We start from the raw sequence: 19,412 nt of genomic DNA, 5'->3' as shown, positions 1-19,412 counted from the left end.
AAGCGCGGCACCCTTGCGAATGCCGCGCTTTGGCGCGAATCTCTTTAGCCTTCCGCGAACAGCGACATCACCGAGTCGCCGCGACGGATACGCGAGAACGTTTCTGCCAGCAGACCCGCGCTCGTGAGCGATCGGATCTTCGCGCACGAACGCGCTTCGGCGCCCAGCGGAATCGTGTCGGTCACAACCAGTTCGTCGAGCGCCGAAGCAGCGATACGCTCGCCTGCGCCACCCGAGAGAACCGGGTGCGTGGCGTAAGCGAACACCTGCTTCGCGCCGCGTTCCTTCAGCACTTGCGCTGCCTTGCAGAGCGTGCCGGCGGTGTCGACCATGTCGTCCATGATCACGCAGGTGCGGCCTTCGACTTCACCGATGATGTTCATCACTTCGGCGACGTTCGCCTTCGGACGACGCTTGTCGATGATCGCGAGATCGCAACCCAGCTGCTTGGCGAGCGCACGGGCGCGCACCACGCCGCCGACGTCCGGCGAAACGACCAGCAGGTTCTCGTAGTTCTGCTTGCGCAGATCGCCGAGCAGCACGGGCGTAGCGTAGATGTTGTCGACGGGAATATCGAAGAAGCCCTGAATCTGGTCAGCGTGCAGATCCATCGTGATGATCCGCTCGACGCCCGCGATTTCCAGCATGTTCGCCACGACCTTCGCCGAGATGGCGACGCGCGCCGAACGGGGGCGGCGGTCTTGACGGGCATAGCCGAAGTAGGGGATGGCTGCGGTGATCCGGCCTGCGGATGCGCGCTTGAGCGCATCGACCATGATCATCAGTTCCATCAGGTTGTCGTTGGTCGGCGCGCAGGTCGACTGCAGGACGAAGACGTCCTTGCCGCGCACGTTTTCCTGGATTTCGACCTGGATCTCACCGTCGGAAAAGCGGCTAACCATAGCCTTACCGAGGGGGATACCGAGGATCTTGACGACTTCCTGTGCAAGCGCGGGATTCGCGTTGCCAGTAAAAACCATCAGGCCGTCATGGCTGCTCATCATGCACCTGCTGCGGACTTGGGGGGCGAGAGGAACTACTTGGGTGAACTGCTTTAGAATTTTTGGCAGGGGAGGAAGGACTCGAACCCTCGCATGCCGGAATCAAAATCCGGTGCCTTAACCAACTTGGCGACTCCCCTACATTCAACTTCGAGCCTGACTGACCGGTAGAGCGATCAGCCACGCAAAACTATGTCGCGAAAGCGAAGAGTGGATGCTTGTCCAGGCTCGATGCGACTGCGCTTCTCCAGTCTGCCGGAAGCTGCGTTTGCGCCGCTTCTGCTTCAGCCCGACTGGCGAACGCTGCGAAAACACTTGCGCCCGACCCGGTCATCCGCGCTGGTGCGATGCTGCTTGAGATATTCTCAAACCATCTGAGCACCTGCGCTACTTCCGCGTATTTTCCTGCGACAACCGCTTGCATATCGTTGTGGCCGAAGCTGTCTGGCCATCCGTTCTGCGTTGCTTGCTGTGCAAGAAAGACTGCTATTGTGCAGGTCTTTGTGTCCCTTGTCAACGACTTTTCTGAAAAAATTTCAGCAGTAGGAACATGAACCCGCGGCGTCACGACCAAAAAATGACGCGGGGGCAATTGTACAGCCTCCAGCGCCTCTCCAACACCCTCCGCGAACGCATTTTTTCCGTACACGAAGAACGGCACGTCCGCGCCCAGTTTGAGCGCGAGCGCCTGCAGTTCCTCGCGCGGCACGTTGAGCTTCCAGAGGCGATTGAGGGCGAGCAGCGTGGTGGCCGCATCCGAGCTGCCGCCGCCAAGACCCGCGCCCATCGGCAGACGCTTTTCGATGTCGATCTCGACACCCTCGCTCGTGCCGGTATGTTGCTTGAGCAACGTTGCGGCGCGCACGGTGAGGTCGTGTTCGGCAGGGACGCCGTCGACTTCCGTCGTGCGCGTGATGCGGCCGTCGAGGCGGCGCGTGAAATGCAGCGTGTCGCCCCAGTCGAGCAACTGGAACACGGTCTGCAGGTCGTGATAGCCATTGGGCCGGCGGCCCGTGATGTGCAGGAAAAGATTGAGTTTCGCGGGCGCGAGGCAGTCGCGCAGCGAGTCCTGAGTTTCGGTCATGATACTGGGCGCCCTGCGGCGGCAAGCGCATCGCACCTGCTGCGGCCCGGGCGTGATTCCTTTACTGGTCGAGCACGAGCTTGATCTGGAGCGGCGGATCTTCGCGCGTGAGGTTCACGCGCTTGACGCCGGTGGCGGGTGCGTCTGCGTATGCGAGATAGTCGATCGTCCAGCCGTCTTGCTGGATCTGCGCGAGACGCTGGGGATCTTTGGGATCAGGCGTGGTCTGCGCGCGCGACGTGGGCGCAACCGATGGCTGCAGCCAGTAGCGCAAGCCCTCCACGGGCAAAGCGAAACCGAGCGCCTGCTGCATCAGCGTGCTGACGTTGTCGGCGGTGAGCGGCTGCTTGTTCGGCAGCTCGAGCATGGCCTCGGCGGGCGACGACGTGACCACGGCGAGCGTCTGCCCAAGCGGATTGAGCAGTTGCAGCGTCACGGTCGAGTCGGTTTCGCGCCAGTCGAAATTGCCGTAGGCATTGCGCTGCTGGCCGTTCTGGTCGTTGTACTGAACGGCGAAGCGGCCATGGTAGGCGCGGCTCGTTTGCGTGGTGAGCGAAGTCGTGGCGCGTGCGGTGGACGGTTCATGCGGCAGTTGCGTCGCGCAGCCCGCGAGAGCGAGCAGCGCGGCTGCCGCCACGCCCAGCGCCGGCCGCCGGACCGATCGCGCAAACACGGCGGCAGTGGCGGCAGGGCGGCGATGCAAAGGAAATTCAGCCATCAGAGATCGTTGACCTGGAAGCGCTTGAGCGTTTTCAGGAGTGTGTCGTTATCGGGTTCGAGCTTGCGCGCCTCACGCCAGGCCTGCAGTGCGCCGGCCTGGTCACCGTTCTTCCACAGCACCTCGCCGAGGTGCGCGCCGATCTCGGCGTTCGGCTGCAGATCGTAGGCCTTGCGCAGCAGCTTGATGGCGTCGGCGTTGTCGCCCATGCGGTACTTCACCCAGCCCACGCTGTCCATGATGAACGCGTCGTCCGGGGCGAGCGCCGAAGCTTTTTCGACGAGCTTGTCCGCTTCCTGCAGGCGCAGGTTGCGGTCCGCGAGCGAGTAGCCGAGTGCGTTGTAGGCCTGCGGGTTGTCCGGCTGCGCTTTGATCAACTGGCGCAGCTGCGCTTCCATGATGTCGTAATGGCCGTTCTTTTCGGCGGCCATGGCGTAGTCATAGGTGAGATCCGGGTCGTCCGGGAAGTCGGCAGTGGCCTTGGCCAGACGCGCCTCAGCCTCCGGATAGCGCTTCGCGTCGAACAGGATGGCGGCGTCCGTGCGTGCGATCAGCGCCTGGTCGCGCGGGTCGTCGGCCTGGATGCTCGCGAGCTGACGGCGTGCGTCGTCGACCTTGCCCTCTTTGTCGAGCATCTGCGCGCGCGTGATTTGCGCGGGCACGTATTGCTGGCTGTTGGGCTGGATCTTGTCGAGCCACTGCTGCGCTTGCGCGTTGTCCTTCTGCTCGGCGGCGAGTTGCGCGAGATAAATGTAGCCCTGGCCCGGATCCGCGCCAGGCGTTTTCTCGGCCACCTGCGAGTACTGCACCAGATATTGCTTCGCCTCGTCATACTTCTTTTGCTGCACGTCGATGAGCGAAAGCGCCATCAGCGGCATCAAGTCGGTCGAGTTGGCTTTGTGCAGGATTTCGAACTGCTTTTTCGCGTCGTCGAGCCGGTCGGAGGCGAGGTAGGTTTGCGCAAGCGCAAGACGTCCTTCGCGCGACTTTGGATTCTGCTGAACATACTTTTCGATCGACGCGATGCCTTCCTGGCGCTCCTCCGGCCCCATCTGCGCGAGCATCAGCGCGGCGGGCAGGTAGTCGGGCTTGATCGCGAGCGCCTGCTCGAACGACTTGCGCGCGGCGGGCACGTCGTCGACGAGCAGTTGCTGGCGGCCGATGGCGAGTTGCGCCTCGGGCCGGTTCATGTCGTCCTTGAGCAGCGCCTTGAGCGTGTCGAGGCCGCCCGCACGATTCGGGCCGCGCGAGAGCAATAGTTGCAGCGAGAGCAGCGCCTGGCCGCGGCTGTCGGCCGGCACGCGGGCCAGCTCGCGCGCGAGCAGCGGCTGCGCGTCGGCGGGCTTGCCGGCGAGCACGAGCAGTGAGGCGTCGAGCTGCGCAGCGCGCTCGGAATCGGGCGCGTACTGTTGCCAGAGCTGCACGGCGGTGAGCGCGTCGGTGGGGCTTTGTGCGGCGAGCGCAATTTCCGTCGCGCGCTGCGCCATGCGCGGGTCGTGCGTGTCGCGCGCGAGCGCGAGATAGGTCTGATAGGCCGGCGCCGGCTGGTCACGCTGGAGCGCGATTTCGGCGGCGAGCACCTGGAAGACGATCTGGCTCGTGAGCGGTACGCTCGGCAGGTCCTTCATCTCGTCGGGCGAGGCGGGACCGAATGCATCCGGCATGGTGACGGAAGTGTCGTCCGTGTCGGGGGCCTGATCCTGTGCATACGCGCTCGACGCGGTCAGCGCCCACGCCGCGAGCACCGCCGCCGCGATCAGCCGCCGGGGTCCGAACGCGCGCAGTGGCGACGCTTTGCGCAGACGCGGTGCTGCCGCTTTCGACACTTGCGGCGAGCGCTTCGCAAACAGCTTTACGAAAGACAGTTCCATGGAATTCCGTCGAATGTTTCGGTCGATTGTAACGCGCTCGATACAATACGCGCACAACGATGACGCAAGTTGCAGACCAGCCCTGCTACGCTCGCCGGAACCTTTCAGCACAACCTCACAAGCCCTTAGACATGCCAGAGCTGCCAGAAGTTGAAGTTACCCGCAGGGGCATCGAGCCGTGGGTCGCGGGCCGCCGTGTCGAGCGCGTCGACGTGCGCAATCCGGCCCTGCGCTGGCCTGTGCCGGACACGCTCGCACGCACGCTGCGTGGCCGCACGATCCGTTCCGTGGGCCGACGAGGCAAGTATCTGCTTTTCGAGGTCGATGAGGGCTGGTTCATCGTCCATCTTGGCATGACCGGCACGCTGCGCGTGTTACGTAATCTTCCAAAGCCGCCCGCGGCCGAGAAGCACGATCACGTCGACTGGCTCTTCGACGACTTCACGCTGCGTTTTCGCGATCCGCGCCGCTTTGGCGCCGTGCTCTGGCATCCGCGCGAGGCGGGCGACGTGCTCGGCCATCCGCTGCTTGCGAATCTCGGCATCGAGCCGTTCACGAGCGCGTTCTCGGGCGCGCTGCTGTTTCGCGAGACGCGTGGCCGCAAGGTTGCCGTCAAGCAGGCGCTGCTCGCCGGCGACATCGTGGTGGGCGTGGGCAATATCTACGCGTCGGAAAGTCTTTTTCGCGCGGGCATCCGGCCGACCACGGCCGCGGGCCGCGTCTCGCTCGCGCGCTACGAATTGCTCGCGGACGCCGTGCGCGCCGTGCTGGCCTCGGCGATCGAGAAGGGCGGCAGCACGTTGCGCGACTTCGTCGGCAGCAACGGCGAGAGCGGCTACTTTCAGCTCGAATATTTCGTTTATGACCGCGCGGGCCAGCCCTGCCGAGTATGTGGCACGCCGATCAAGCAGATCGTGCAGGGCCAGCGGTCCACTTATTTCTGTCCGCGCTGTCAGCGCTGATTCGCAAGTTCTTCCATGTATCTTTCATCCGCTTCTACTGAAAAACTCGCGCCGGGCACTTATCCCGACGACCTGCTCGCGAGCTTCGCGCCGCGCCTGATCGCGTGGCAGCGCGTGCATGGCCGCCACGACCTGCCATGGCAGAACACGCGCGACCCCTATCGCATCTGGCTCTCGGAAATCATGTTGCAGCAGACGCAGGTTTCCACGGTGATTCCGTATTACGGGCGATTTCTCGAACGCTTTCCCACGGTGGGGGCGCTTGCCGCCGCGCCCATCGACGACGTGATGGCGCTCTGGGCCGGGCTCGGCTACTACTCGCGCGCGCGCAATCTGTATCGATGCGCGCAGGTAGTGGCCGAGGAGCACGGCGGCCAGTTTCCGTCGACGGTCGAAGGGCTCGCCGAATTGCCCGGCATCGGCCGCTCGACGGCGGCGGCGATCGCGTCGTTCGCGTTCGGCGCGCGCGCGACGATCCTCGACGGCAACGTGAAGCGCGTGCTTGCGCGCGTGTTCGGCGTGGAAGGCTTTCCTGGCGAGAAGCGCGTGGAGAACGCGATGTGGACGCTCGCCGAGTCGCTCGTGCCGGGAGCCGATGCCAGCGACGCCGACGTGAGCGCCTACACGCAAGGCCTGATGGATCTCGGCGCGACGCTGTGCACGCGCGGCAAGCCCGATTGCGAGCGCTGCCCCTTCGCGGACGATTGCGTGGCGAAGACGACGGGCCGTCAGCGCCAGCTGCCCGCCGCGCGTCCGAAGAAGGCGGTGCCCACGCGCCGCACGTGGATGCTCGTGCTGCTCGACGGCGATGCGGTGATGCTCGAGAAGCGCCCGCCCACGGGCATCTGGGGCGGCCTGTGGAGCCTGCCCGAAGCGGCCGGTGAAGCAGCGCTGGCTGAGCGCGCGCTGATGTTCGGCGCGACAGCGAAGGCCTCGCCGCTTGCGCCACTCACGCACACGTTCACGCATTTCAAGCTCGACATCGAGCCGCGCGTGGTCGAGTTCGAACACAAGGGCGCCGCGCTCATGGCGAACGAGGGGGAAACGGTGTGGGTCGCGCTGCGCGAGATCGACGCCTATGGCGTGCCTGCGCCGGTACGCAAGCTGCTCGATAGCCTGCGCGGCTCCTTAATTTGAGGCAAAAACGCGGGCGCTGAGCGCGGCGCGAGGAAAGCCGCCTAAAGCGCCATCAGAGCAGCTGATGCTGCTGCATGTAGTGATGCACGACGTCGATGCGCGCACCGGCGTCGTCGAGCTCCATCAGTTTCTGACGCGCGCGCAGCGCGATTGGCAGGACTTCCGCGAGCCGGTTCGAGACCCACGATGGATCGTCGAAACGGAACGGCTCCACGAACGGCAGGCTCGCCGGGTCGCGCTCGCGGATCGTCGCGATGATGCGCTCGAGCACCTCCGCACACGCGCCAAAGCGCGCGAGACGCTCCGAGCCTTCGAGCGGGATGTCCTCGGGCAGCGGCTCGGCCATGCCGACCAGCAAGCCGTCGGCTTCCGAGCGATGCGAGAGCAGCCTGAAGCGCCGCGTGCCATGCGCGCGGATCAGCAGCATGCCGAACGTTTCGACGTCGCACTGTTCGATTTCGGCGAGACAGCCCACGTTTTCGGGCACGGCCGCGGTTTCGTCGGGCTGTGCGACTTCGGCGCCGCTCTTGAGCAGGCACACGCCGAACGGCGTTTGTTCGCGCAGGCATTCGCGTGCCATGTCCAGATAACGCGCTTCGAAGATCTTCAGCGGCAACAGGCCACCCGGGAAGAGCACCGTATGCAGCGGAAAGAGCGGCAAATCGGCGAGCACGGCAGAAGAAGAGGACATGGCGCAACGCTTTCGGTTAAGGCCGCGCTGGCGCGGCCAGTTAGGCGATCAGCCGGGACGATTCTCCGACATCGAGTGGCGCGTCGCGATGACGCACGATGACGTTCGACTCGCCGGCAAAGCGCGTGGCGAGCGTCTGGGCAATGTAGACCGAGCGATGCTGGCCGCCGGTGCAGCCAATCGCGACGGTCAGATAGCTGCGGTTGTCGTCGCGAAAATGCGGCAGCCATTTCGCGACGAACGCGTAGATGTCGTCGATCATTGCGTGAACGGCCGGCTGCGCGTTCAGAAACTCGATCACGGGCTGGTCGAGCCCGGTGAGCGGGCGCAGACGGGCGTCGTAGTGCGGGTTCGGCAGCGTGCGCACGTCGAACACGAGGTCCGCGTCGAGCGGCACGCCGCGCTTGAAGCCGAACGATTCGAAGGTGAGCATCAGCGAGCCGCGCCCGCCTTCGACGAACACCTTGATCCACTGGCGCAGCGAATTGGCGCTCAGGTTGCTCGTGTCGACCTGATGGCCGAATTCGGCGAGATTCGCGACCAGTTCGCGCTCGTGCTCGATCGCTTCTTCCAGGGACTTGAGCATGCCGACGTTGGCGTCGTGCGTGACGGAACCCGAGAGCGGGTGACGGCGGCGTGTCTCTGAAAAGCGCTGAATGAGCGACTGCGTGCTCGCATTGAGGAACAGCACGCGCACGTCGTGCTCGCGCGCGAGGTCGCGGATCATCTCCGGCATGTCCTCGAACGAAGAACTCGAGCGCGCGTCGATGGCAACCGCGAGACGCTCGTAGCCGTCTTCGGAGAGATATTGGGCGAGTTGCGGCAAAAAGCGCGGCGGCAGATTGTCGACGCAGAAGTAGCCGACGTCTTCGAGCGCATTCAGCGCCACTGACTTGCCGGAACCCGAGATGCCGGTGATCAGGATGATACGCATGGGAAAGTAGATGAACCCGATTGGGTCATCATAGCATCCGATCTGCGCCGCGGTGATGACGCTCCCGAGGCGCGGCTCGTCAGATCAGCTTGCCGGGGAACTGGCTGTCCGGGTCCTGCATGGCGAGGCGCTGGCGGTCCATGAAGTCGCGCAGGGTGTCGATCCCGCGCAACTGCAGGATCGTGTTGCGCACGGCTGCCTCGACGAGCACGGCCAGGTTGCGGCCCGCCGCCACCTGGATCGTGACCTTGCTGATGGGCAGGCCGAGCACGTCCACTGTCTGGCTTTCCAGCGGCAGGCGCTGGAATTCGCCGTCGGGCCGGCGCACCAGCTGCACGATGAGCTTGAGCTTCATCTTCCGGCGCACTGCCGTTTCACCGAAGATCGTCTTGATGTCGAGCAGACCCAGGCCGCGCACCTCGAGCAGGTTCTGCAGGAGCGGCGGACAGCGGCCTTCGACGAAGTCGGGGCCGAGGCGCACGAAGTCCACGGCGTCGTCGGCCACGAGGCCGTGGCCGCGGCTGATCAGCTCGAGACCCAGCTCGCTCTTGCCGAGGCCCGAATCGCCGGTCAGCAGCACGCCCATGCCGAGAATGTCGAGGAACACGCCGTGCAGCGTCGCGCGCGGCGCGAGGATGCGCGACATGTAGAGGCGCAGGCTGTCGATGACGGTGGCCGCCGACATCGGCGTTGTGAAGAGCGGCGTGGACGAGCGCGTGCAGCGCAGGACCAACTCGGGCGGCGCGGTCATGCCGTCGGCCACGACGAGGAACGGCGGCTCGAGCGCGATCAGCTCGGCCATATGGCGCGAGCGGTCTTCGTCGGTCTGGCGCTGGTAGTAGTGGATTTCGGCGTCGCCGAGCACCTGAATGCGGTTCGGGTGGATCAGGTTCAGGTGGCCGACGAGGTCCGCACTGGCCGTTGCCGTTGCCACCGTCTCGGCCGAAAAGCCGCGTTCCCAGCCTTCGTGCCCCGTCAGCCAGCTGAGCTTCAGCGTGGTGGCGTTGTCGTCGAAGATGCTTTGGGCGTTGATGCTGGAAGTGTCCATGAGTCCTGGCGCAAAATGCGCAAAAAACCACGAAAAGCCGCGCGTTACATCAAGCTTGCCACTGGGTGAGCAGTCGATGCAATGTTTCGCGATCTTCTTCCGTGTGCAGCCGCTCGCGGGTTTCGCGATCGGACAGCAGTTGGGCGATCTCGGACAGAATTTCCAGGTGCTGCTGCGTGGCCTGTTCCGGCACGAGCAGGAAGATCAGGAGCGAGACGGGCTGGCCGTCCGGGGCTTCGAAGGGAATCGGCTCGGCCAGGCGCACGAAGGCGGCGAGCGGTTGCTTCAGGCCCTTGATGCGTCCGTGCGGAATGGCCACGCCTTCACCGAGGCCGGTGGAGCCGAGGCGCTCGCGCGCGAACAGATTGTCGGTAACCGTGCTGCGGGCAATGCCGTTCTGGTTTTCGAAGATCAGGCCAGCTTGTTCGAAGACGCGCTTTTTGCTGGTAACGGACAGGCCGACGACGACGTTCTCGATGGGAAGTATTTTGGCTAAACGATTCATGTTGGCAGGCGAAAACGTGGCCTGAATGCTCCTCACACCGACATCAGGCGCAGTTGATGCGCGAGGCGGCATGCCGTTGCGCGCAAGAGAAACCCTGCGCAGCCGGCGCCTCGCATGGCTCAACCAGCGCGGTGCCGGGACCGTGGGGACGTATTACCCCGAAAGCGACTGGACCATTATAGAACAAGCGTACTGGCCGATGGTGCGATGCGCCATGCATCGGCGCAACCATTGTTGCGCGGTTGCACCCCGGAGCACCGTTCGGTGCCGCTCGTTCATGCCTGGCCACCCATCAAAAAGCTCATCAAAAAAGCCGCCCGGCTAGGGCGGCTTCGTTTGCGGCCGGTTCGGGACCGCGTCTGCACTTTCGTTCGTACTTTCGCTGGTGCCTTGAAGCGGGGCCGCATGCGCTGCCCCGGCGTTCAGCGCATCATTGCGGCGGGACTTCGATCGGGGCGGCCGGCTGATACTTCAGCGACTCGTGTTGATGCCCTTGCAGGCGGTCCTTGTGACGCACGACCTGGCGATCGAGTTTGTCGACCACGAGATCGATGGCGGCGTACATGTCGCCGTTCGCGCTCTCCACAAAAATATCCTTGCCTTTCAGATGAAGGTTCACTTCAACCTTCTGTCTCTTGTCCTTTTCCTTATGGTTGTCGACCGAGAGGACCACATTGCCATCGATGACCTGATCGAAATGTCTTAGCACCCTGTCCAGTTTGGTGATCACGTATTCTCGCAACGCTGGCGTTACTTCGAGATGGTGTCCACTGATCTTCAGATTCATAGTGCTTCTCCAGGCTATTGGCCGCGTGACGCGTGAAGCGCGGCTGTGCCGGTCGACTGCCTTGCCCAGGTCGTACGGCTCCCCGAAAGGCCGTTACGAGGGGCTAGCTCGGCCGGCCCTATCCGCCAACTGGCGCCGCGGCCGGAAAGTGCCCATTCCGTTAAGGCCGGAACAGGCTTAAAGAGACTTGCGCAGATTGACCGCCGGAATCTTCAGCGCTTCACGGTATTTCGCGACGGTGCGTCGCGCGACCACGAAACCCTGTTCCGCCAGCAGTTCGGCTATGCGGCTGTCCGAAAGAGGGGATTTGGTGTTCTCGGCTCCTATGAGTTGCTTGATAAGGGCGCGGATGGCGGTAGACGATGCGGCGCCACCGGTGTCCGTTGAAACGTGCGATCCGAAGAAGTACTTAAATTCAAGTGTCCCGAATGGAGTCAGCATGTATTTACCGGTTGTCACACGCGAGACAGTTGATTCGTGTAGGCCCAGCGTATCAGCAATCTCCCTCAAAACCAAGGGGCGCATGGCAATCTCGCCGTGCACGAAATAGTTCTTCTGACGCTCGACGATGGCCTGCGCGACGCGCAGGATCGTCTCGAAACGCTGCTGGATGTTCTTGATGAGCCAGCGCGCTTCCTGCAACTGCTGCCGCAGCGACCCGCTGCCCGGGTCGCCCCGGTTGTTGCGCAGGATGTTGGCGTACAGGTGATTGATGCGCAGCTTCGGCACCACTTCCGGATTGAGCTCGGCGTGCCAGTTCTGGCCCGTCTTCTTCACGATGATGTCCGGCACCACGTAGTCGGCTTCAGCCTTGCCGTACGCCGCGCCCGGAAACGGCTCGAGCGAGCGGATCAAGGTATGCGCATCGCGTAATTCGTCGTCGCCGGTCTTCAGTTGCTTGCGCAAGCGCGTGAAGTCGCGTGCGGCGAGCAATTCCAGATGGTTCGACACGATCTCGAGCGCGAGCGTGCGCGTAGGCGACGAATTGACGCGCAGCAATTGCAGCTTCAGGCACTCCGACGCCGAGCGCGCACCCACGCCCGCCGGGTCGAAGCTGTGCAGGAGCGCAAGCGCCGCATTCAGCTCGTCGGCATCGACTTCCAGCTCTTCCGGGATATCGGCGAGGATTTCCTCGCAGGTCGCCGAGAGGTAGCCGTCTTCGTCGAGCGATTCGATCAGGAACGTAATGAGCGCGCGATCGCGCTGGCTCGCATTCGTCTCGCGCAGTTGCGCCATCAGATGGTCGCGCAGCGTGGTGGTCGATTCGTGGATTTGCAGCGGCGGCAGGTCGTCGTCGTCGGAGGCGCTGCCGGAGCGGCCGTAGTCGTCGAGGTTCCACTGGCTGGCCTCGCCGTTTGCGTCGCCGCTGAGGCCGTCGTATTCGTCCACGCCACGCGGCTCGCCTTCGCCGCTTTCGCTGCTGCTGCCCGACGACGACGTGCCGTGGTCCGCGCCTTGCATCGGCTCGGCGCCAGAGGGCGTGGGCGGCTGAGCGATGACCGAGCCGTCCGCTGCCACGCGCAGCGGGCTCGCGATCCAGTCGTCCTCGTTCTCGAGCAGAGGGTTCTGCGAGATCGCCGTGGCGACCTCCTGCTGCAGTTCGAGCGTCGACAGCTGCAGCAGCCGGATCGACTGTTGTAGCTGCGGGGTCAGCGCGAGATGCTGCGAGAGGCGGAGTTGGAGGCTGGCTTTCATGGCGGTGTGCGATTCATTGTAAAGAGTTTGCCACGCTCGCGATACCACGCGACATTCGCGAAAACGCGTGTGCTCTGCGGTGGTGCGCGGCCTGGCCGCAGGGGCGAATTTGGTGCGCAAACAGGCGCGTGCAAGGCGCCGGCGCATGGGTGCGGGCCGCTCGTGGCGCACGCGCCTCATTGGGCGGGCACCAGCGGGCAAACACAACGGAAAACTCAGGGGGAAGCTAGAGGCACGGCAGATGGCGCGTGGCCGGCCGCGCTGGCCCGGGTAGGGCGCGCGGCGTTCCGGGCGCGGGCTGTGCAGCCAGCGCCCGGTGGGGCGTGTCACATGCGGAAGTGTTCGCCGAGATAGACGCGGCGCACGTTCTCGTTTTCGATGATCTCGCCGGGGGCGCCCGCGGCGAGCACGCTGCCATCGCTGATGATGTACGCGTGGTCGCAGATGCCGAGCGTCTCACGCACGTTGTGGTCCGTGATCAGCACGCCAATGTTGCGCTGCTTGAGGAACTTCACGATCTTCTGGATTTCCAGCACGGCGATCGGGTCGACACCTGCGAACGGCTCGTCGAGCAGGATGAAGCTCGGATCAGTCGCGAGCGCGCGTGCGATTTCCACGCGGCGGCGCTCGCCGCCCGACAGAGAGAGCGCCGGATTGTCGCGCAGGTGCGCGATCTGGAGCTCGTCGAGGAGCGCGTCGGAGCGCGTGGCGATGGCGTCCTTCGAGAGGCGCTTGCCCTGCTCGTCGGTCTGCAGCTCCAGCACCGCGCGGATGTTCTCCTCCACGGTGAGCTTGCGGAACACGGAGGCTTCCTGCGGCAGATACGAAAGGCCGAGCGCCGCGCGCTTGTGAATCGGCAGGAGGCTGATGGACTCGCCGTCGAGGTCGATCTCGCCCGCGTCGAGCGGCACGAGGCCCACGATCATATAGAACGACGTGGTCTTGCCCGCGCCGTTGGGCCCGAGCAGCCCGACCACTTCGCCGCTCTTCACGTCTAGCGAGACGTCCTTGACGACGGTGCGCGAGCCGTAGCGCTTCTTGAGGTTGCGCACGACGAGCGAGCTTGTCTTGCCCGCGGCCGGGCGCTGATGGATGGGGGAGGCGGTGGCGGTGTTCACTGTTGCGGCGCTCCCTTGATTGACGTGGAGGGCGCGAGCGTGGCCGACGCGCCGGCGAGCGGCTGTGCGCCACCGTTGCGCGGCGAGAGCGTCGCGCGCACGCGGCCCTTCGGGTTACCGGGGCCGGCGACGTCCGAGCCCGACTTCGCGGTATAGAAGTCGTTCTGGCCGTCATAGGTGATGACGCTGCCATGCACCGTGTCCATCACGGTCGAGAGGCCCTGCAGGCGGCGCACCGTCGCGCGCGTGGTGAGCGTGGTGAGATCCTGCTTGCCGTCGTAGTCGATGCGCTCGGCCGTGCCGTCGACGTATTCGTCGATGCCTTCGCGCTTCTGGCGGAAGTAGGCGAGGTTGGCGTCCGGGGTGCCCGGCGCCACCGTGCCGGTCGCGTACTGGTAGCCCTGCGGGTCTTGCGTGACGACGAGCTTGTCGGCCTTGATCAGAATCGTGCCCTTCGTGGCGACCACGTGGCCGGTGAAGATGGTCTGCTGCTTCAGGTCGTCATACGTCATGTTGTCCGCTTCGATGTTGAGCGGCTTGTCCTTGTCGGCGCGTTCGGCATGCGCGGCGGGGGCCACGCATGCGAGCGGGATCGCGGCTGCCAACGCGGCCAGCGTCGCGAACGCAGCGCGGCGCCAGCCCTGCGCGAGCGGGCGGCCGGACAAAGGTCGGGGAAGCGAATCGTTCATGCAGTCGTGCCTTGGGTGGACGGCCCGGGGGATCAGGACGAGCCGCCGGAGTCAGCCGGGGCGATCGCGCCGCGGACGTTGCCGAAGAGCTGGATGACCCGGGTGACGTTGTTGTAGTTCATGCCGCTGGTGGCCGTCATGACCGACTGGCCGCGACGAAGTTTAACCGGCTTTTCGGTCAGGATCACATCGTCGTTCACGAGCACGCGGAAATGCTCGGAATCAGCCTGCATGTCGGGGTCGCCGGCGCCGGCGGCACGCAGGATGCGTGCGTGGTCGTACAGGTCGACGATCGAAGCGTCGCCGTTGACCGTGCCGCGCTGGCCCGTTGCCGTGACCACCGGCTTGCCGGGCTGGAACGCGCGCACCGCGGGCATCGTGAGGTCGCTGTTCGAGTCGTCCTCGTAATGGACCATGTGCACGGCGGTGAGGCGGTATTGCGTGGAGCCCGACTGGTCGAGCTCGGAGACCGAGAAGTTGTCGGCGAAATAGTCGGGCGTGTGCGTGAGCGGGCGCGGCGGGGCTTCGTTCTCGCGCGGCTTGACGGCCTGCATCAGCCACCAGGTGAAGCCGGCAAGCACGGCCACGCAGACGATCGGCACGAGCGAGGTGAGGCTGAATCGCGGTTGTCTCATCAGGACTCCGCGGCGCGCGGGGCGGACGGGGCGCAAGCGGCCGCGAGCATGGCGTCGTAATGGCCCTGGGCGCGCAGGATCAGGTCGGTGATTTCGCGCACGGCGCCGTGGCCGCCGGTTTTGTCGGTGACCCAGTGGGCGCGCGCGAGCACTTCCGGATGGGCGTTCGCAGGCGCCGCGCCAAAGCCGCACTGGAGCATCACGGCGAGATCGGGCCAGTCGTCGCCCATGTAGCCGCACTGCTCGCGCGTGATGCCGGTCTCGGCGAGCAAGGCCTCGAACGCGACGCGCTTGTCCTCGACGCCCTGGTACAGATGCGTGATGCGCAGCTCCTTCGCGCGCACGGCGACGATCTCCGAGCGGCGCCCGGTGATGATGGCCGTGTCGATGCCGGCCTCGCGCAAGAGCTTGGCGCCGTGGCCGTCGAGCGAGTTGAAGCCTTTCATCGTGTCGCCGGCGCCCGTGAACAGCAGGCCGCCGTCGGTGAGCACGCCGTCGACGTCGAAAATCATCAAGCGCACGCGCGCGGCGCGCGCGTTCGCATCAAGCCCGGGGGCCGCATTCATCAGATCACCTTCTTGGAGAACAGGTCGTGCATGTTGAGTGCGCCGATGAGCGAGCCTTCGGCGTCGACCACCAGCATCTGATTGATGCGATGTCGCTCCATCAGTTCCACGGCTTCTACTGCAAGCTGGTCGGGACCGATGGTGCGCGGGCCTTTGGTCATCACCTGGGCGATCGCCAGGTCGCGGAAATCGCCGGCGCGCTCGAGCACGCGGCGCAGGTCGCCGTCCGTGAAGATGCCGGCGACGCGGTTTTCTTCGTCGACGATGGCGGTCATGCCCATGCGCTTTGCGGTGAGCTGGAAGAGCGCGTCGCGCACGGTGGCGTCCGCGCGCACCTTTGGAATGGCGTCGCCCGTGCGCATCACGTCGTGCACATAGGTGAGCAGGCGCCGGCCGAGCGCGCCGCCCGGATGCGAGCGCGCGAAGTCGTCGGCGCCGAAGCCGCGCGCGTCGAGCACCGCGACCGCGAGCGCGTCGGAGAGCGCGAGCGCCGCCGTCGTGCTGGCGGTGGGCGCGAGATTCAGCGGGCAGGCTTCCTTCTCGACGCCGGCGTTCAGATGCACGTCCGAGAGCTTGCCGAGCGTCGATTGCGGGCGGTTGCCGGTCATGCCGATCAGCTTCGCGCCGATGCGCTTGACGAGCGGCAGAATGGCCACGAGCTCTTCCGATTCGCCGGAATTGGACAGGCCGATGAAGACGTCGTCGGCGGTCACCATGCCGAGGTCGCCGTGGCTCGCTTCGGCGGGATGCACGAAGAACGCCGGCGTGCCTGTGGAGGCGAGGGTGGCCGCGAGTTTGCGGGCAATGTGACCCGATTTGCCGATGCCGGAAACGACCACGCGTCCGCGGCAACTGAGGATGAGATCGACCGCGCCGACGAAGTTGTCGTCGAGTTGGTCGCGAAGCCCGCGCACGGCGTCAGCTTCGATGTCGAGCACGTCGCGAGCGAGCTTCAGCGCCCGGTCGCCATTGATTTTCGCTATCATTCGCGGAGTATAGCAAAGGCGTATGCGCGCCGCGCCGGCGCCCCCAGCGCGAAAGCCCCGGCTTTTGCCGCTTTTGCACGCCTCTTCCGCAATACTTCCTCTGGACTTCCCCTGGACCCCAATTTGCGCCGATCATGAACACGACCGGCGCGGGCACAATTTGCATCGGCGGCCACGCGCGCTCGATAAGGCTTTGGCAACGTATGGAACGAGGACGCTTCACACGATGATCTCCCCGCTGGAAATGACGTTGTTCCTGCTGCTCGCCTCGGTGGTTGGCGTCGTGCTGTTCCGTTATCTGAACTTGCCGCCGATGCTCGGCTATCTCACGGTCGGCATTCTGGTCGGGCCGCGCGCGCTCGGCATCGTGCCGGACACGGCGGGCGCGAAGAATCTGGCCGAGTTCGGCGTCGTGTTCCTGATGTTCTCGATCGGCCTCGAATTCTCGCTCACCAAGCTGCGCGCGATGCGGCGCGCCGTGTTCGGCCTCGGGCTCTCGCAGGTCGTGGGAACCATTGTGGTCGCGCTCTTGCTCGGGCTCGTGCTCCAGCCGTGGGTCCATATCACCTGGCAGGCCTGCGTCGCGCTCGGCGGCGCGCTCGCCATGTCGTCCACGGCCATCGTGAGCAAGATGCTGGCGGAGCGGCTGGAGATCGAATCCGAGCATGGCCGCAATATTCTGGGCGTGCTGCTGTTCCAGGATCTCGCCGTGGTGCCGCTGCTGATCGTGATCGCGGCGTTCGGCGGCTCGTCGGCCTCGCTCGTCGAGTCGCTCGGCATGGCCGCCATCAAGATCGTGCTCGCGCTCGGCATCCTGCTCATCGTCGGGCAGAAGTTCATGACGCGCTGGTTCACCGTGGTCGCGCGGCGGCGCTCGCAGGAACTGTTCGTGCTGAACGTGCTGCTCGTCACGCTAGGCGCGGCGTTCGTCACCGACAAATTCGGCCTCTCGCTCGCACTCGGCGCGTTCATCGCGGGCATGTTGATCGCCGAGACGCCGTACAAGCATCAGGTGGAAGAGGACATCAAGCCGTTTCGCGACGTGCTGCTGGGTCTCTTCTTCGTGACCACGGGCATGCTGCTCAACCCGCACGTGATCTGGCAGCACCCGTTCATCGTGGCCGCTTTCCTCGTTGGGCCGGTCGTGCTCAAGGCCGTGCTCATCACGGCGCTCACGCGCCTCTTCGGCGCTTCGCCGGGCGTGGCGATGCGCACCGGGCTCGGCCTCGCGCAGGCCGGCGAATTCGGCTTCGTGCTGCTGAACCTCATTCTGGACAAGCATCTCGTCGATCCCACGCTGCTGCAGGCGATCCTCGCCGCGATGCTGCTCTCGATGCTGCTGGCGCCGTTCCTGATCCAGAACGCCGACCGCATCGTGCTGCGCCTGTCGTCCACGGAATGGATGCAGCAGTCGCTGATGATGACGCGCATCGCCACGCAGAGCATCAAGCAGAGCGGCCACGTGATCATCTGCGGCTACGGCCGCGCGGGGCAGAACCTCGCGCGCATGCTCGAATACGAAGGGCTCTCGTATGTGGCGCTCGACCTCGACCCCGACCGCGTGGCGGCGGCGGCGGCGGCGGGCGAGTCGGTGGTGTTCGGCGACGCGGCGCGGCGCGAGTCGCTGGTGGCGGCGGGCATCCACCGTGCGGCGGCGGTGGCGATCACCTACGCGAATACGCAGTCGGCGCTGCGCGTGCTGCACAACATCCACGAACTGGAGCCCACGCTGCCGGTGATCGTGCGCACCGTGGACGATGCCGATCTCGAGCGCCTGCTGGCGGCCGGCGCGACCGAGGTGATTCCCGAGATCGTGGAGGGCAGCCTGATGCTCGCCTCGCACATGCTCGTGGTGATGGGCGTGCCGATGCGCCGCGTGGTGCGGCGCGTGGAAGAAATGCGCGACGAGCGCTACAGCCTGCTGCGCGGCTACTTCCACGGCACCGACGATGTAGGCGAGGACGGTCACGAGCAGGTGCGGCTACAATCCGTACCGGTCGACGCGCGCGCCGAGGCGGTGGGCCGCACGCTCGCCGATCTGGGCCTCTTCGACCTTGGCGTGGAGGTGACGGCGATCCGCCGGCATGGCATTCGCGGCGTGGAGCCCGATCCGTCGACGAAGCTGCGCGAAGCGGACATCGTCGTGCTGCGCGGTCTGCCCGAGCAACTGGCGCAAGCTGAGGAGCTCCTTTCGCGCCACCGCAAGACCGGCGCCACCGGTGCGGGCGCGGCAGCGGCTTGAGCGCGCGCCGCCGCAGGACGCCATGGGACGCAAAGGCGCCGTATTGCTTTAGGGGTCCCGCCCCGATTAACCGAATCCTGTTCTTTATTCTCGTCATTACCCGGAGACATCATGGCCAACGCACCTGCGAACGCGAGCGCCGAAGCCTCGCAGTTCGTCAACAGCTTGATTCGCACGGTGCCCGACTGGCCTCAGCCGGGAGTGCAGTTCCGCGACATCACACCGCTGATCGGCCACCCGAAGGGCCTGCGCGTGCTGATCGACCTGTTCGTCGAGCGTTATGTCGATGCGAAGCTCGACTACGTCGCGGGCCTCGATGCGCGCGGCTTCATCATCGGGCCGATCGTCGCGTATGAACTGAACGTGGGCTTCATTCCGATCCGCAAGATCGGCAAGCTGCCGTACAAGACGGTTTCCGAGACCTACAAGCTCGAATACGGCGAATCCACCGTCGAGATCCATGAAGACGCCTGCAGCAAGGGCGACCGCGTCGTGATCGTCGATGACCTGATCGCTACGGGCGGCACCATGCTCGCGGGCAAGCTGCTGCTCGAGCGCCTTGGCGCGACGGTGGTCGAGGGCGCGGCCATCATCGACCTGCCGGACCTGGGCGGCTCGAAGCTGCTCACCGAAGCGGGCCTGCCGCTCTTCACCGTGACCGCGTTTGGCGGTCACTGAGTGGTTGGTCACCAGGTGGTCGCCGGGCGCTCGTTCACTGGGCGTTCATTGCGCGGTCACCGGGT

At 65.2% G+C, this 19,412-nt stretch carries 19 protein-coding genes and 1 tRNA gene; 4 read left to right on the top strand and 16 right to left on the bottom strand.

Annotated features, from left to right (window positions below):
• Window positions 1–44: 44 nt before the first annotated feature.
• The 5 genes from E1956_RS01345 to E1956_RS01325 all read right to left on the bottom strand — a co-directional run bounded on the left by E1956_RS01345 (window position 45) and on the right by E1956_RS01325 (window position 4,674).
• Window positions 45–1,001, bottom strand: coding sequence for a ribose-phosphate pyrophosphokinase (locus E1956_RS01345; protein WP_134750249.1), 957 nt, complete (start codon window positions 999–1,001; stop codon window positions 45–47).
• A gap of 63 nt (window positions 1,002–1,064) precedes the next feature.
• Window positions 1,065–1,141 (bottom strand) — tRNA-Gln (locus tag E1956_RS01340).
• Window positions 1,142–1,191: 50 nt separating this feature from the next.
• Complete coding sequence (gene ispE / locus E1956_RS01335) at window positions 1,192–2,085, bottom strand: 4-(cytidine 5'-diphospho)-2-C-methyl-D-erythritol kinase (RefSeq protein WP_134746747.1); 894 nt, start codon at window positions 2,083–2,085, stop codon at window positions 1,192–1,194.
• A 61-nt stretch (window positions 2,086–2,146) separates the two neighbouring features.
• Window positions 2,147–2,803: a lipoprotein insertase outer membrane protein LolB gene (gene lolB / locus E1956_RS01330; RefSeq protein ID WP_134746745.1), complete on the bottom strand. Its 657-nt coding sequence runs from the start codon at window positions 2,801–2,803 to the stop codon at window positions 2,147–2,149.
• Complete coding sequence (locus E1956_RS01325; RefSeq protein ID WP_134746743.1) at window positions 2,803–4,674, bottom strand: tetratricopeptide repeat protein; 1,872 nt, start codon at window positions 4,672–4,674, stop codon at window positions 2,803–2,805. The genes lolB and E1956_RS01325 overlap by 1 nt, the downstream gene beginning before the upstream one ends.
• A 131-nt stretch (window positions 4,675–4,805) precedes the next feature.
• Here E1956_RS01325 and mutM point away from each other — a divergent pair, with 131 nt between their 5' ends.
• Together mutM and mutY are read left to right on the top strand one after the other, a co-directional pair.
• Complete coding sequence (gene mutM, locus E1956_RS01320; RefSeq protein ID WP_134746741.1) at window positions 4,806–5,636, top strand: bifunctional DNA-formamidopyrimidine glycosylase/DNA-(apurinic or apyrimidinic site) lyase; 831 nt, start codon at window positions 4,806–4,808, stop codon at window positions 5,634–5,636.
• A gap of 15 nt (window positions 5,637–5,651) precedes the next feature.
• Complete coding sequence (mutY, locus tag E1956_RS01315; protein ID WP_134746739.1) at window positions 5,652–6,773, top strand: A/G-specific adenine glycosylase; 1,122 nt, start codon at window positions 5,652–5,654, stop codon at window positions 6,771–6,773.
• 52 nt (window positions 6,774–6,825) lie between these two features.
• Here mutY and E1956_RS01310 read toward each other — a convergent pair whose 3' ends face one another.
• From E1956_RS01310 to kdsD, 11 genes are all read right to left on the bottom strand, one after another.
• Window positions 6,826–7,464, bottom strand: coding sequence for an LON peptidase substrate-binding domain-containing protein (locus E1956_RS01310; protein ID WP_134746738.1), 639 nt, complete (start codon window positions 7,462–7,464; stop codon window positions 6,826–6,828).
• A gap of 40 nt (window positions 7,465–7,504) precedes the next feature.
• Complete coding sequence (gene rapZ / locus E1956_RS01305; protein ID WP_134746736.1) at window positions 7,505–8,398, bottom strand: RNase adapter RapZ; 894 nt, start codon at window positions 8,396–8,398, stop codon at window positions 7,505–7,507.
• Between the two features lie 79 nt (window positions 8,399–8,477).
• Window positions 8,478–9,446, bottom strand: coding sequence for an HPr(Ser) kinase/phosphatase (hprK, locus tag E1956_RS01300; protein ID WP_027795920.1), 969 nt, complete (start codon window positions 9,444–9,446; stop codon window positions 8,478–8,480).
• A gap of 49 nt (window positions 9,447–9,495) precedes the next feature.
• Window positions 9,496–10,023 (bottom strand): PTS IIA-like nitrogen regulatory protein PtsN, encoded by a 528-nt coding sequence (gene ptsN / locus E1956_RS01295; protein WP_133196318.1) that lies wholly within the window; start codon window positions 10,021–10,023, stop codon window positions 9,496–9,498.
• Between the two features lie 358 nt (window positions 10,024–10,381).
• A complete protein-coding gene (gene hpf, locus E1956_RS01290) occupies window positions 10,382–10,738 on the bottom strand; it encodes a ribosome hibernation-promoting factor, HPF/YfiA family (protein ID WP_028219970.1) in 357 nt (118 codons plus the stop codon).
• A 177-nt stretch (window positions 10,739–10,915) separates the two neighbouring features.
• On the bottom strand, window positions 10,916–12,433 hold the full coding sequence (locus tag E1956_RS01285) for an RNA polymerase factor sigma-54 (RefSeq protein ID WP_134746734.1): 1,518 nt from the start codon (window positions 12,431–12,433) through the stop codon (window positions 10,916–10,918).
• 326 nt (window positions 12,434–12,759) lie between these two features.
• Window positions 12,760–13,527 (bottom strand): LPS export ABC transporter ATP-binding protein, encoded by a 768-nt coding sequence (gene lptB / locus E1956_RS01280; protein ID WP_028219968.1) that lies wholly within the window; start codon window positions 13,525–13,527, stop codon window positions 12,760–12,762.
• 20 nt (window positions 13,528–13,547) lie between these two features.
• Complete coding sequence (gene lptA / locus E1956_RS01275; RefSeq protein WP_134746732.1) at window positions 13,548–14,240, bottom strand: lipopolysaccharide transport periplasmic protein LptA; 693 nt, start codon at window positions 14,238–14,240, stop codon at window positions 13,548–13,550.
• Between the two features lie 32 nt (window positions 14,241–14,272).
• The gene (gene lptC, locus E1956_RS01270) at window positions 14,273–14,875 is read right to left on the bottom strand and encodes an LPS export ABC transporter periplasmic protein LptC (RefSeq protein ID WP_134746730.1); all 603 of its coding nucleotides are present in this window, start codon (window positions 14,873–14,875) and stop codon (window positions 14,273–14,275) included.
• Window positions 14,875–15,441 carry a KdsC family phosphatase gene (locus tag E1956_RS01265; protein ID WP_134746728.1) on the bottom strand — a complete coding sequence of 189 codons (567 nt, stop codon included), beginning with the start codon at window positions 15,439–15,441 and terminating at the stop codon, window positions 14,875–14,877. The genes lptC and E1956_RS01265 overlap by 1 nt, the downstream gene beginning before the upstream one ends.
• Window positions 15,441–16,427 carry an arabinose 5-phosphate isomerase KdsD gene (kdsD, locus tag E1956_RS01260; RefSeq protein WP_134746726.1) on the bottom strand — a complete coding sequence of 329 codons (987 nt, stop codon included), beginning with the start codon at window positions 16,425–16,427 and terminating at the stop codon, window positions 15,441–15,443. The genes E1956_RS01265 and kdsD overlap by 1 nt, the downstream gene beginning before the upstream one ends.
• A 226-nt stretch (window positions 16,428–16,653) precedes the next feature.
• Here kdsD and E1956_RS01255 point away from each other — a divergent pair, with 226 nt between their 5' ends.
• Together E1956_RS01255 and E1956_RS01250 are read left to right on the top strand one after the other, a co-directional pair.
• Window positions 16,654–18,669, top strand: coding sequence for a monovalent cation:proton antiporter family protein (locus tag E1956_RS01255; protein ID WP_134746724.1), 2,016 nt, complete (start codon window positions 16,654–16,656; stop codon window positions 18,667–18,669).
• A gap of 111 nt (window positions 18,670–18,780) precedes the next feature.
• A complete protein-coding gene (locus tag E1956_RS01250; RefSeq protein ID WP_134746722.1) occupies window positions 18,781–19,347 on the top strand; it encodes an adenine phosphoribosyltransferase in 567 nt (188 codons plus the stop codon).
• Window positions 19,348–19,412: the final 65 nt, after the last annotated feature.

Source organism: Paraburkholderia pallida (assembly GCF_004524855.1).
Classification (GTDB): Bacteria; Pseudomonadota; Gammaproteobacteria; order Burkholderiales; family Burkholderiaceae; genus Paraburkholderia; species Paraburkholderia oxyphila.
Note: the sequence above shows the minus strand (reverse complement) of the source record. Positions and strands in the feature narration are given on the sequence as shown.

Coding starts and splice junctions, on each gene's coding strand:
- E1956_RS01345 (WP_134750249.1), bottom strand. CDS start 1,001: ATGAGCAGCCATGACGGCCTGATGGTTTTTACTGGCAACGCGAATCCC.
- ispE (WP_134746747.1), bottom strand. CDS start 2,085: ATGACCGAAACTCAGGACTCGCTGCGCGACTGCCTCGCGCCCGCGAAA.
- lolB (WP_134746745.1), bottom strand. CDS start 2,803: ATGGCTGAATTTCCTTTGCATCGCCGCCCTGCCGCCACTGCCGCCGTG.
- E1956_RS01325 (WP_134746743.1), bottom strand. CDS start 4,674: ATGGAACTGTCTTTCGTAAAGCTGTTTGCGAAGCGCTCGCCGCAAGTG.
- mutM (WP_134746741.1), top strand. CDS start 4,806: ATGCCAGAGCTGCCAGAAGTTGAAGTTACCCGCAGGGGCATCGAGCCG.
- mutY (WP_134746739.1), top strand. CDS start 5,652: ATGTATCTTTCATCCGCTTCTACTGAAAAACTCGCGCCGGGCACTTAT.
- E1956_RS01310 (WP_134746738.1), bottom strand. CDS start 7,464: ATGTCCTCTTCTTCTGCCGTGCTCGCCGATTTGCCGCTCTTTCCGCTG.
- rapZ (WP_134746736.1), bottom strand. CDS start 8,398: ATGCGTATCATCCTGATCACCGGCATCTCGGGTTCCGGCAAGTCAGTG.
- hprK (WP_027795920.1), bottom strand. CDS start 9,446: ATGGACACTTCCAGCATCAACGCCCAAAGCATCTTCGACGACAACGCC.
- ptsN (WP_133196318.1), bottom strand. CDS start 10,023: ATGCCGCCTCGCGCATCAACTGCGCCTGATGTCGGTGTGAGGAGCATT.
- hpf (WP_028219970.1), bottom strand. CDS start 10,738: ATGAATCTGAAGATCAGTGGACACCATCTCGAAGTAACGCCAGCGTTG.
- E1956_RS01285 (WP_134746734.1), bottom strand. CDS start 12,433: ATGAAAGCCAGCCTCCAACTCCGCCTCTCGCAGCATCTCGCGCTGACC.
- lptA (WP_134746732.1), bottom strand. CDS start 14,240: ATGAACGATTCGCTTCCCCGACCTTTGTCCGGCCGCCCGCTCGCGCAG.
- lptC (WP_134746730.1), bottom strand. CDS start 14,875: ATGAGACAACCGCGATTCAGCCTCACCTCGCTCGTGCCGATCGTCTGC.
- E1956_RS01265 (WP_134746728.1), bottom strand. CDS start 15,441: ATGAATGCGGCCCCCGGGCTTGATGCGAACGCGCGCGCCGCGCGCGTG.
- kdsD (WP_134746726.1), bottom strand. CDS start 16,427: ATGATAGCGAAAATCAATGGCGACCGGGCGCTGAAGCTCGCTCGCGAC.
- E1956_RS01255 (WP_134746724.1), top strand. CDS start 16,654: ATGATCTCCCCGCTGGAAATGACGTTGTTCCTGCTGCTCGCCTCGGTG.
- E1956_RS01250 (WP_134746722.1), top strand. CDS start 18,781: ATGGCCAACGCACCTGCGAACGCGAGCGCCGAAGCCTCGCAGTTCGTC.